Annotated in this window: 15 protein-coding genes and 1 tRNA gene; all 16 read left to right on the top strand. The window is 50.6% G+C overall.

The features are described 5' to 3' along the window. The first annotated feature begins 13 nt into the window (after positions 1-13). Positions 14-460 (top strand): DUF441 domain-containing protein, encoded by a 447-nt coding sequence (locus PJU73_RS00190; protein WP_237090295.1) that lies wholly within the window; start codon positions 14-16, stop codon positions 458-460. Positions 461-470: 10 nt separating this feature from the next. Next, positions 471-545, top strand: a tRNA-Arg gene (locus PJU73_RS00185). A gap of 370 nt (positions 546-915) precedes the next feature. Continuing rightward, the gene (locus PJU73_RS00180) at positions 916-2,193 is read left to right on the top strand and encodes a tyrosine-type recombinase/integrase (protein WP_272607421.1); all 1,278 of its coding nucleotides are present in this window, start codon (positions 916-918) and stop codon (positions 2,191-2,193) included. A gap of 63 nt (positions 2,194-2,256) precedes the next feature. After that, positions 2,257-3,105, top strand: a complete 849-nt coding sequence (locus PJU73_RS00175; protein WP_237090297.1) for a hypothetical protein — start codon at positions 2,257-2,259, stop codon at positions 3,103-3,105. Positions 3,106-3,253: 148 nt separating this feature from the next. After that, positions 3,254-3,484, top strand: a complete 231-nt coding sequence (locus tag PJU73_RS00170; protein WP_237090298.1) for a helix-turn-helix transcriptional regulator — start codon at positions 3,254-3,256, stop codon at positions 3,482-3,484. 31 nt (positions 3,485-3,515) lie between these two features. Continuing rightward, complete coding sequence (locus tag PJU73_RS00165) at positions 3,516-3,884, top strand: hypothetical protein (protein WP_237090299.1); 369 nt, start codon at positions 3,516-3,518, stop codon at positions 3,882-3,884. Positions 3,885-3,971: 87 nt separating this feature from the next. Then, a complete protein-coding gene (locus tag PJU73_RS00160) occupies positions 3,972-4,505 on the top strand; it encodes a hypothetical protein (RefSeq protein ID WP_237090300.1) in 534 nt (177 codons plus the stop codon). Continuing rightward, a complete protein-coding gene (locus PJU73_RS00155; RefSeq protein WP_237090301.1) occupies positions 4,502-4,864 on the top strand; it encodes a S24 family peptidase in 363 nt (120 codons plus the stop codon). Before PJU73_RS00160 ends, PJU73_RS00155 begins: the two co-directional genes overlap by 4 nt. After that, the gene (locus PJU73_RS00150; protein ID WP_237090302.1) at positions 4,861-5,103 is read left to right on the top strand and encodes a hypothetical protein; all 243 of its coding nucleotides are present in this window, start codon (positions 4,861-4,863) and stop codon (positions 5,101-5,103) included. Before PJU73_RS00155 ends, PJU73_RS00150 begins: the two co-directional genes overlap by 4 nt. Further along, a complete protein-coding gene (locus tag PJU73_RS00145; RefSeq protein ID WP_237090303.1) occupies positions 5,100-5,261 on the top strand; it encodes a hypothetical protein in 162 nt (53 codons plus the stop codon). The genes PJU73_RS00150 and PJU73_RS00145 overlap by 4 nt, the downstream gene beginning before the upstream one ends. Positions 5,262-5,266: 5 nt before the next feature. Next, positions 5,267-6,496: a DUF7146 domain-containing protein gene (locus PJU73_RS00140; RefSeq protein ID WP_237090304.1), complete on the top strand. Its 1,230-nt coding sequence runs from the start codon at positions 5,267-5,269 to the stop codon at positions 6,494-6,496. Between the two features lie 2 nt (positions 6,497-6,498). Continuing rightward, the gene (locus tag PJU73_RS00135) at positions 6,499-8,472 is read left to right on the top strand and encodes a DUF927 domain-containing protein (RefSeq protein ID WP_237090305.1); all 1,974 of its coding nucleotides are present in this window, start codon (positions 6,499-6,501) and stop codon (positions 8,470-8,472) included. A gap of 386 nt (positions 8,473-8,858) precedes the next feature. Further along, positions 8,859-9,230 carry a hypothetical protein gene (locus PJU73_RS00130; protein ID WP_237090306.1) on the top strand — a complete coding sequence of 124 codons (372 nt, stop codon included), beginning with the start codon at positions 8,859-8,861 and terminating at the stop codon, positions 9,228-9,230. 261 nt (positions 9,231-9,491) lie between these two features. Continuing rightward, on the top strand, positions 9,492-9,749 hold the full coding sequence (locus tag PJU73_RS00125) for a type II toxin-antitoxin system HicA family toxin (protein ID WP_237090307.1): 258 nt from the start codon (positions 9,492-9,494) through the stop codon (positions 9,747-9,749). Then, positions 9,746-10,084 (top strand): type II toxin-antitoxin system HicB family antitoxin, encoded by a 339-nt coding sequence (locus tag PJU73_RS00120; protein ID WP_237090308.1) that lies wholly within the window; start codon positions 9,746-9,748, stop codon positions 10,082-10,084. The genes PJU73_RS00125 and PJU73_RS00120 overlap by 4 nt, the downstream gene beginning before the upstream one ends. A gap of 711 nt (positions 10,085-10,795) precedes the next feature. Then, entirely contained in the window at positions 10,796-11,980 is a 1,185-nt protein-coding gene (ubiM, locus tag PJU73_RS00115) for a 5-demethoxyubiquinol-8 5-hydroxylase UbiM (RefSeq protein WP_237090309.1), read from the top strand. The last annotated feature ends 103 nt before the right edge of the window (positions 11,981-12,083 follow it).

Genomic DNA, 12,083 nt, shown 5'->3' with positions numbered 1-12,083 from the left:
AACCGCAACGCTTATGAACCTCAGTTTCGTCCCGCTGTTTCTGGTTACCCTGATTTTGCTCGGCGTATTGAGCAACAACAGTTCCATCACCGTTTCGGCAACCGTTTTGCTGCTGATGCAGCAGACCGCCTTGGCAAAATACATTCCCTTTGCCGAGAAATACGGACTTTCCCTCGGCATTATCCTGCTGACTATCGGCGTATTAAGTCCGCTGGTATCGGGAAAAATCCAAATCCCCGGCTTCGCCGCCTTTTTAAACTTCAAAATGCTGGCGGCGGTTGCCGTCGGCATTTCGGTCGCATGGATTGCCGGACGGGGCCTGCCGCTGATGTCCTCACAACCGGTTTTGGTAACCGGCCTACTGATCGGCACAGTTATCGGCGTCGCCTTCACCGGCGGCGTACCCGTCGGCCCCTTGATTGCAGCAGGCATATTATCGTTTATCGTCGCCGCTGCCTGACTGTTTCACCCTCGCCATAGTTCAACGGATAGAACGTATGCCTCCTAAGCGTAAAATACAGGTTCGATTCCTGTTGGCGAGGCCAACCCTCAAAAAATAGGCTGTTTCAGCTAATCTACCCCCATCTACTACGATAAACACAATCCCTTATCCAATAAGCCTTTCAGCCAACGAAAGGCTTTTTTATTTTCTACGCCAATCTACGGAAATTCACACGCAGCCACATAAAAACTAGGGGTAATTTTAGGGGTATTTTCTATTTTTGCGATTGATGATACAGTCTGATTCAGGGGGACGTTACCCCTAAAATAGCCTGATTTAGGGGCAAATCCTCGCTTTCTTCGATTTCTGAATATAAATAATATATTGATTTTATTGAATTAAAATCCATTACCCCTAAAATTTTCAGCCTGAAAAATTACCCCTAATTTTTACCCCTAAAGGTTTTGCAGCGCATGTTTACCGTTAAGCAAATCAACAACTTAAAACTACCGCCTGAAAAAAACAAAATGAGATTCACGGATTTGGACGAAAACGGCCTGTCGGTGGTAGTGAGAAAGACAGCCAAAGGGATAGGCAAATATTTTGTGCTGCGCTACACCCATGCGGGCAAACAACGGGAACTGAACCTAGGCAGCTATCCGAAACTATCGCTTGCGCAGGCACGGGCAGTCCGTGATGAAGCCTTGTCCGATATTGCCAAGGGCTTAGACCCTGCGGGCATGAAGCAGCAGCAAAAACAGCAGGCACGGGAAGCGGCAGCAAATACCTTTTGTGCCGTGGCTGAAAAATGGTTTGCCACTTGGCAGCACGGCAAAGCAGAAAAGACCCGCCGCAACCATCAATCACGCCTGAAAAACCATCTGTACCCGCTGTTTGAACACACCCCGATAGCAGAAATGAAACGGAGCGATATAGTACGGCTGGCGGAATCACTGAATGAAAAGGGAATCAGCGGCGAAGCAGCCAAGATTATGCAGACAGCCAGCATGGTGTTTGACTATGCCGCCAGCGCAGGCTTGGTGGAATTAAACCTGATGCGGGCAGTCAATACGTCTGTATTACTGATTCAACACGAGACAGAACACCAGCCGACAATCAGGCCGTCTGAAACCGTGGCATTCTTCAAAGCCTTTATTCAATGCGGCGGCGAACCTGTAACCCGCTATGCCCTGCTGTTGCTGGTGTTAACCGCCATGAGAAACGAAGCCCTGCGCCTTGCCAAATGGAGCGATATAGACCTGACAGGCCGTGTGTGGCTGTTTCCTGCTGAAAACATGAAGATGAAAAACGCCGTAAAAATCCCGCTGTCTGATTGGGCGGTTGCGTTACTCAAAGAATTACACACCCATTCAGGCCATACGCCCTATCTGTTTCCGCAAAGCAAACGGGGCGGCGGACAAGGCACGGTTATATCGGGTGCGGCCATTGGGCGGCTGCTGTCGGCAATGGGCTATGACGGCAAACACGAGGGCAAAAGCAAGGCTGTACCGCATGGATTTAGAAGTTTTATGAAAGGGCTGTGCATGGAACAGGGTTATTCAGCCGAACTGACAGAACAAGCCCTAGCACACCAGCCCAAAGGCGTAGATAAAGCCTATATGCGCTCTGATTTATTCGAGCGGAGGGCTGAAATGATGGCTTTCTATTCAGGCTGGCTGTACGAGCGTTACCGCCAAGCCGAAAGAGAACTTGCAGAAGAGCAAATCGCCCGCCTGCAAGCCAAGCTGTGAGGCCGTCTGAAAACTGCAATGCAGACAAATTGAGCAAACCGACAAATTGAACAGGGGGATTTAATGAAAGGCTTACTAGAGTATGAACGTGTACTGATTGACTTGGAAGTAGAACCAAGGATTCTAGGCAGTTATCTGAATATTATTGAAATATTCAAAAAAATCAAGGTTACAGCCGATGAAATCAAAGAGCTAGAGTATCGGGTGCTACTTGATTGCTTGGAATATTACAGGGCGGCCTGCACTCTCGGCTATGAGTATCGGGAAAAATATTATAAAGAATTAGGCTTAATCATAGATACCGATGATTCAGGGGTAAATATCGTTTCGGATTCTTTAAGAAAAAACCTGTGGGAGGGGGTCGAATATGGCAGCATCTATTATTTGAAGAAACTTGAAGCAGATGAAAGCGTTTTCCAAGGATTGTATTATTTTTGTGCAGCCGCAATGGTTATTATTGGATACGCTGAAAGCATATTATCAGGGGCAGTAAGCCGAAACTCAATTAATGAAATGTTTGATGTTTTACGGGATACCTCTTATCTGCTGGCACGAGCCGCCAATATTTTAGGGAACTATTCCGTATTTTCTATCGGCAAAAAAATTGAAAAATCCGAACAGAGTAAAAAAGCAAGACAAAGCGGCATCAGTAAAGCATTTAAGACAGAATTCAAAGAAAACATTGCCAAGCCACTGATTCGCCAACATCTGAACAATTCGCCTAACGGTTTGTTCAAACGGGGCGAAAAAACAGCCTTGATTAAGAGAATTCAAGATTCGTACGATGGAAAAGTTCTTGTGGCAAAACGGGAAAAACGGAGGGTTTCAGTCCCGAATCAATCTTTATCCGAAAGAACAATCAAAAAATGGATAGATGAATTAATACAAGAACATAGAAGCAAAATAAAATAGGAAGTAACGGCGTTATTTCCGGAAGTAACGCCGTTACTTCCTTAAATTTTATTTCCCTATTCACTACCATACACCCTGTGTTCACTGCTGCTACAACCCAGCAGAGAGGCACAGGGTTTTTCTTTATACGACTGAATGAGGCTGAATAATGACTGATATTCAAATCCGAATGCTGCGCCTACCTGACGTAATGAGCATTACAGGTTTGAGCCGTGCAGCGATTTACGCTAAGGGTAATCCGCAAGACAAGGCACGTTTTGACCCTGATTTTCCAATGCGTGTAAGCCTTGCGGCAAATGCCGTAGCGTGGCCGTCTGACGGCATTCAGGCATGGCTGGACAAACGCATAGCCGCCAGCCGCAACCAACACCAGCATTAATTTTTTCTTTTACTTTTTTAGGAGCTATACCATGAAACTTAAATTTTCCCCATTAAGCGAAACCGTCCAACAAACCGAATCAGACTGTACCCGCCGCCAAAGCCACGGCCTGTTTGCCCTGCTGGCAAATCATGACGTAATTACCGCCATTACCAGCGGTGGCGAAGAAGACCTGTTAGGCAAAGACTGCGTACCGACTGAAAGCGTTGATTACCTGCTGGCGTGTATCCATGAAGCACGGCAACAGCTTGACTATATGGAACTGGATAAAGAGGCAGCAGCAGCCGCAGAAGCGGTATTGACCGAATTAGAACGGGATTTGTGCCGTTATCAGTCCGACACCTACCGCATTCAATACGAAGAAGCAGCGGCGCAGCTTGAAGCGCAGCAGGCCGCATAAGGAAAGGCCGCCATTCTCTTAAGGGGGGTGGCGGCCTTGTGGGGCAAAGCCCCGAAAGCAATACAACAAATTGAAAGGGCATTATACATGAAAATTACGACAAAACAACGGTTTTCAGACGGCCTCGCCGCTGTCGGCAAATCGGCGGTTGACAAATTCCAACCGCAGCCGCAGAATAAACCCGCAGCCCTCAATCGGGCAGCAGGGTTTGACAGCCCTAATACAATCCGGCAAACAAGCCGCCTTTTCTGCGGCTATTCGTTTGCATTCCCTTGTTGCACCTTTTCCAATGGGAAACAGGGGGCGGGAGGCTTTACGCCTGCTGGAATCGGATTGTCCAGTCTGTCAACCCGCCTTTTGTTTCCCTCCCACACGTTTGACAGCGTGAAAGCGGGATTGAAAAACCAATCCGAAAAGGTGCATATCATCATGGCAAAAATCCGTAAGGGCTATTCACGCCCACTGATTACCCACTTTATCCGCAATTTCTCTTCTCTTGACGAGGCGCAGCGCTTTGTTGCCCGCAAAATGGGGCTGGCGCAGGCCTACCGCTTCAATATCCAGCAGACCGCAGCCGATACATGGGCGGTTTCCCGTATCGTTTCGGGAGGTGCGGCATGAAACAGGCTGTCTTTTCCACTTCTGCGCTTCCCGTTACCGACTTCTGCGGCGTTTCCCTGCATACCTATACGCTTGAATCCGACTGTATGCTACCGACTTTCCATGTCGGCGATACAGTAGGCCTGCGCCCCTGCGGCGGCTTTATCGGCGAGGGCGTGTACCTGCTGCAAAGCCTTGACACGGGCGCTATCCTGCTGCGGCGTGTCTGTCTTTCCCTAAAAGGCTTGCGGCTGGTGTGCGATAACCCGATATATCGGGATATTGACCTTAGAACCGAGGAGCTGTACCGCCATTTTCGCTTTATCGGCAAAACAGCGCTGCAATGCCGCTTTTTCGAGCAGGTGGAGGCTGTGCAATGAATACCGTCAACTTACACCAGCGAGCGCCAAAGCCGCTGTGTGTCGTACCGCAACACCAACACACCAGCCATGAAAGCGCCTATGCCGCCTTGCGGGCATTGGTAACAGCCTACCCTAACGTACGCTTCGGTATGTTTTACACATCAGGCGTGTGGCTGGTGTTTCGGGTGCATGAGCAAGACCAGCAGGCCTTGCGTGAGCAGCAGCTTTTACAGGCAGTCGGAGGGTGCAGAGTATGACTATCCGCATTTTATGCACTCTGTATCAGGCAAACAGTGCCAAAGAAGCGGCCGAATACGCTGCATCACTGGCAAACCGCCCCGATTATGCCCGCCTGTGCCTGCTGCAAACCGCAGGCGGAGCGTGGACGGTGTGTCTGACCGCACGCCCCGACTAACGGCCATGCCGTCTGAAAACGCCCAAAACTGCGTTTTAACGGCCTTTCGCTTTTCAGACGGCCTGACCCCTTACCTTTCGATTAAATCCCCTAAATTCTGCAATTCAGACCCGCTAGCGGACGTTTTCCCGCTAGGGCGGGCTGATTACAGCCTTTGGAAAGGCAAAATCATGAGAACAGACAAACAAAAACCGTCCTACGGCCGCCTTGATGACCTCAAAGCAGCGGCACGGGGCAGATGGCCGCAGATTCTGACGGCTTTAGGCATTCCCGAACACTACACCGACCCCCGCAAACACCAGCCATGCCCCGCCTGCGGCGGTAAAGACCGTTTTCGTTTTACCGACTACAAACAAGGCGGCGGCTTCATCTGCAACCACTGCACCCCCGATGGCGGCAGCGGCTTTGATTTAATTATGCTGCTGACGGGTTACAGCTTCACGGAAGCGGCGCAGGCAGTAGCAGGCGTGTTAGGCATGGGCGGCAGCGTGGCCGCCGTGGACTTGAAAGCCCCGCCCCAAACCGAAACAGCAGCAGCCGACAGCCCCGAAAAGCGGCAACGGTTGGCGAAACTGTGGCAGGAGTGCAAACCGTGGCAGGAAACCCGCCATATTGCCGACTATCTGCACAAGCGGGGGATTCCCTACCCCGAAATGTTGCCGATTCATTCCGATTTGCGCCTGCACCCGAACTTGGGCTACTGGCATTCGGGGCGGATTATCGGGCATTTTCCCGCCATGGTGGCCGTTTACCGTGATGCCGAGGGCAAACCCTGCGGCCTGCACCAAACCTATTTGAACGTGTCCAATCAGGGCGAAACCGACAAAGTGCGGCTGTTTGACCCGAAAACACACCAGCGGCTACCCGCCAAGAAAATGCAGACGGTAGCGGCAGGCAGCCTGACAGGTGCGGCCATGCGCCTGTTTAAGCCCGAAAACGGCGTTTTAGGCGTATGCGAGGGCATAGAAACAGCCGTAGCCGCCCGCTATATATCGGGCGTGGCCGTGTGGGCTTGCGGCTCGGCACACGGCATGAAAACGCTGGTATTGCCTGACGGCATTCGGGAACTGGTAATCATTGCCGACAACGACCCGAACCGTACCGGCATAGAAGCCGCCAAAGCCTTACAACGCCGCTATCACGGCAAATTAGACAGCATTAAGATTTGGCAGCCCGATTGTGTCGGTGCAGATGCGCTGGACGTATTGGCGGCCAATGTTCAAAAAGGAGTTTGAGCATGAATAAGCAGACAACCCACGAAACCGAACGCAAAACCGCATTTTCAGACGGCCAAGAAGCCGCCCAAACAGGCAAACGGGGCAAAGGCAAGGGCAAACCCCGCCCAAACGTTATCGAACTGAACCAAAGCGATTTAGAGGCCTTGCAGAATATCACGCAGGCAGAGGGCGACAGCCAAAAGCCGTATTACAATCTTGTGAAATCGGGCATCAATGCAGGCCTGTATTTCTACGATGTCGGCACGGCCAAAGACGGCACGCAATACATAAAACCGCCTGTGAAACTGTCTGACCCGATAACCATTATCGGACTAGGAAAGAGTACAGACGGCAAGGCCTACCGCCTATTGAAAGTCAAACCGACAGGCAGCCGTGAAGAGGAAATTATAGCGTTTCCGCTGGAATCGGTAGGCAGGCCTGACGGGTGGGCATTTCTGCGCAGCCATGGCGCAGGTATCAGACAAAACACCGTAACCATGGCACATTTGGCGAATTACCTACAATGGGAGGGCGAACAGACAGAATACCGCTTCACAAAAACAGGCGGCTGGTGTGATGAATCGCAGACGGCCTACGTCCTAGCGAATGGGGAAATTATCGGCGAAGCAGCAAAACCCGTGTTCTATATCGGCGATTTGAGCAAACACAAAGCCTACAAGCAGGCGGGCAGCCTTGAGGACTGGCAACAGCATATTGCCCGCTATACCGAGGGCAACAGCCGCCTGCTGCTGGCGTTGGGGGCGGTGTTTGCTGCACCCCTGCTGGCAATTACCAAACAAGAGGGCGGCGGCTTTCACTTCTTCGGCAGTTCGTCAATCGGTAAGAGCATATCGGGCAAAGTGGCGATGTCGGTTATCGGCAATCCCGAACAACTCAAAATCCAATGGAACGGCACGGGTTTGAGTTTCGACAACTACGCCGCAGCCAACAGCGACGGTGCATTGTTTCTTGACGAAATGGGACAGGCAGACGGCAGAGCCTTAGATTATGCCTCTTATGCCGTGTTTAACGGCGTTAAGAAAGGGCAGGCAGCCAAAGAGGGCGGCAACCGTGAGCATCTTACTTGGCGGGTGCTGGTTATCTCTAACGGCGAATATGAGCCTGAACACTTTATGCGCAAGTACAACTACGAATGGCAGGCAGGGCAGGCGGTGCGTTTGCCCGCCATTCCCGCCGATGCAGGCGCAGGTTACGGCACGTTTGACACCCTGCACGGCTTCGAGCGCCCCGAACTCTTGGCGGCGCATTTAGAACAGAGCGTAAACCTGTATCACGGCGCAGCGTGGCGGGCGTATCTGTCGCAATTAACGCAGGCCATGCAGCAGGATTCATCAGCGTTTAAAGCCCGCCTGTTGGCTTTGCAGAATGCGTTTCTGTCCGCCCTACCCTCTGACTTATCCAGCCAGCCGATAAGAGCCGCCAAACGCTTTGCCTTGGCCTGTGCCGCCTTGGAATTGGCAGGCGAATGGGGCATTACAGGCCTAGCCCAAGGTGTCGGTGCGGCTGGTGTCAAAACCTGTTTTGATGCTTGGCTAGAACACGCAGGCAAGGAAAACAAAGAGGAAAGCGATATTATGAAAACAGCCCGCAGCTTCATGATGCTTTACGGCTTGAGCGAACGCTTTACTAGAGACCCTAAGCAGGCGGCAGGCGAGATTGATTATTTGGGCGAAAATATCGAAACCAATCGAAACCACGCAGGCTTTAGGCTGGATGCCCGCAGAACAGGCGAAACGCCCACATGGTATATCCTCGACAAGGTATTTGAAGAAGAAATCTGCAAGGGCAAAAATATACGGCTGGTGTGCAGCGTACTGGAGGCGGCGGGTTGGTTATGGCGTGATGGCAGAAACTATAAACGCAGAGTCCCGCCAAGTTTGATAGGCCAGAATCTGCTTCCAAAGAACACAAGAATGTATTGCCTAAGGGGTATCGCCCCGCCCGAAACGGAGGAAAGCGGCACGGATACTTAGAGCCGACAGGGCAAGCAGGCGCTACCTGTTTGCCCTGTTTTCTTTCACGCAGCGAGCAAATTTCAAAAATCGGTAGGTTTTGTAGGTATGATAGATATTAACAACACAATAAACCCTTTAACAATATATATTTAACAGCGATAGTTAGCTAAAAACGTTTGTAGGTTTTTTGTAGGTTTTCTGTAGGTATGCAGTAGGTATGATGCAGGCCGTCTGAAAACCGCCGCCTGAAAAAACCTACTCAAAAACCTACAAAATACCTACAAATCGACCCTTGCAGGATATTGATTTAAAAAGAAAAACCTACAAAACCTACAAAACCTACAACTTTTTCGATTTGCTTATAAAGAAAAAAACAGAAAATAGAAAATATCAGGAATAACAACATGATAGACGGAATCATCAGCGGAAAACTGTTATTGCGACCCAAAATGATGCGAACCAGCAGAGGTTCGCCCTATCTGATTGCCAAAATGCGGGCATTTGCCTACCCTGTCGGCACACTACCGACAAAACATTTAAACGCCGATTTAATCGTATTCGACAAAACCCTGATTCAACAGATGGCCGCTTGCTCTGCGGGCGAAGTGCTGACCGTGTGCGGCATCATCACACCGACAGAAGAAACCGAATTCGGCATCAGGCAAACCGTATTGAAAGTAACGGTTAAATCACTGATAAACGGCTATCTAAGAAAACAGCAGCAAGGCAACGGCGGCCTGTTCAAACTGATAGACCGAGCAACAGGCCGCAAGTGAAGCCAAAGGGAGGGGGCGCAGAAAGTTAAGCAGGCCTGACTTTTCTAGACCGCCTGCATTCTCACGCATGGATTTTTTCGTATTTTTCGACTATTTGTTAAAATTAACACCAGCATTAACAGGGTTTAAATTGGCATAAAATACCAATATAAAACAAGCACAAACACCCACAACACACCCACCCCGCCCTTGCCCCGTGGCGGCATATTGCGCCAGTCGGGGGGCATGGCTATAATAGCGGTACTGAAAAACGGTACTATCATGAAAAAGAAACATCAGAAAACACTAGCCCTTATCTTCAAACGCCCCGTATCGGGCAGCATCAAGTGGGCGGATATAGAAGCCCTGTTTGCCGAATTGGGGGCGGAAATACAGGAGCGTGAGGGCAGCAGGATAGCCGTTATTCTGTTCGGGCAGGTGCAGGTATTCCACCGCCCACACCCCAGCCCCGATACAGACAAAGGCGCAGTAGCCGCCGTGCGCAAATGGTTGGAAGCAAACGGAGTAACCCCGCAATGAACAATTTGATGAACATCAACGGCCATCAGGCCGTAATCCAATATGACCCCGAAACAGAAATGCTGCGGGGCGAATTTATCGGGCTGAACGGCGGCGCAGACTTTTACGCCGACAACGTGGCGGATTTGCAGAAAGAGGGCTTAATCAGCCTGCAAACGTTTTTAGACGTATGCAAAGAACAGGGAATAGAGCCATACAAACACTATTCAGGCCGCTTTAACGTGCGGGTAAGCCCGCAGGTTCACGCCGCCGCCGCCGCTGCGGCCGCTGCAAGCAATATCAGTCTGAACGAATGGGTAGGCCGAACATTAGACCGAGCCGCCCAAATAGGCTGAAAATCCCCCTAGCAAGCCTCAAATTAGGGGTAATTTTAGGGGTAATGCAAAAATATAAAAAATTTTCACATTAAAAATCATATTTTTATCGGCTAACGTAGGCCTCTGTTGGCGAGGCCAATTAATTCACCGAAAGGCTTTTCTATAGGCCGTCTGAAAACGCATTTTTCAGACGGCATTTGTATAGTGGAATCACCCAAAAGCAATACAAGGCGGCAAACCGAAGACAGTATAGTAAATCAACCGAAAAAATATGACACCACAGCGAGCCACCCTTCCCCTACCCCCTTCCCGCCAGCGGGACGGGGAACAAAGTGCAGGTGGCAAACTTAGCTTGCCGATTTGTACAGAAAATTCGGTGTTTTAACTATATGAGTAATACGGGACAGGTTTTGTCCGGATTGTTTTTAATCCGGTTACAAAAACCGTCCTCTTTGAGCAAGGCGAAGCCAATGATGCCGTGTTTTGGAGTTATTTCACGATACCGTTAAATTTACCCCTTAAAATCCGAATCTTTTTGAGCTGTGTTAAACCCAAAGTAAAAACCGGTTTACACTGTCGGCTCTGCCGAATCTGTCTCCGCTTTTTGCCCAATCTTTTGTTATAATCTGCCTGATATGCGGACACTCTGCCGGACGGCTTTGGAAAGGCCGTCTGAAAATGCAGTCAAACAAATTATCCGCCCCGAACCAACCCATTAAAGGACACCCCATGAGTTCACACAGCGATATCCTCATCGTCGGCGCCGGCCCTGCCGGTTTGAGCTTTGCCGCAGAACTGGCCGGAAGCGGGCTGAGCGTTACCCTGATTGAAAGAAGTCCGCTGGCTGTTTTACAGAATCCGCCGTATGACGGCCGGGAAATCGCCCTGACCCATCTTTCCCGTGAGATTATGCAGCGTTTGGGTATGTGGCAACTGATTCCGGAAGATGAAATTTATCCGCTGCGGGATGCCAAAGTGTTAAACGGCCATTCCGACTACCAACTGCATTTTCCGCAACCGACCGAGGCACGGGGAGAACCGGCGGATTGTCTGGGTTATCTGGTTTCCAACCACAATATCCGCAAAGCGGCTTACGGTGTGGTGTCGCAACTGGACAACATCACCATTCTCACCGATACCGCCGTTAAAGAGGTCAAAACTTCCGATGACGAGGCGCAGGTTGTGTTGGAAAACGGCGACATCCTCACCGCCCGCCTGCTGCTGGCCGCCGACAGCCGTTTCTCGCAAACCCGCCGCCAGCTCGGTATTTCGTCGGATATGCACGATTACAGCCGCACCATGTTTGTCGGCCGCATGAAACATACGTTGTCCAACCAGCATACTGCTTACGAATGCTTCCACTACGGCCGCACCATCGCCCTGCTGCCGCTGGAAGAATACATCACCAATACGGTGATTACCGTAGATGCCGACAAAACCGACACCATCAAAGCCCTGAGCAACGAAGAATTGGCGGCGATGGTCAAAGCCCAGCTCAAAGGCCGTTTGGGCGATATGGAAGTGGTCAGCACTTTCCACAACTATCCGCTGGTCGGTATGCTGGCGCAACGGTTTTACAGCAAACGCAGTGCCTTAATCGGCGATGCCGCCGTCGGTATGCATCCGGTTACCGCCCACGGTTTCAACTTGGGCCTGTCCAGCGCCGACACGCTTGCCAAGCTGGTTTTGGAAGCCGAGAAAAACGGTCAGGACATCGGTTCGGCCAAACTTTTGGAACGCTACAACAGCAAACATATGCTGCACGCCCATCCGATGTACCACGGCACCAATATGCTGCTGAAACTGTTCACCAATGAAACCGCACCGGCCAAACTGCTGCGCGGCTTGGTATTGCGTGCCAGCAACAATTTCCCGCCACTAAAAAAACTGATTACCAAACAGCTGACCGGTTAATCTGTCCCTTTTCTTCGAGGCCGTCTGAAATTTGCTTTGCTCATTTTCAGACGGCCTTTGTTATGCGGCCTTATCGTAAATTCCCGATAAAAAATCCCAATCA

It is taken from the genome of Neisseria lisongii (assembly GCF_028463985.1).
In the GTDB taxonomy this organism is placed as follows: domain Bacteria; phylum Pseudomonadota; class Gammaproteobacteria; order Burkholderiales; family Neisseriaceae; genus Neisseria; species Neisseria lisongii.
This window is presented reverse-complemented; position numbering and strand designations above follow the sequence as displayed.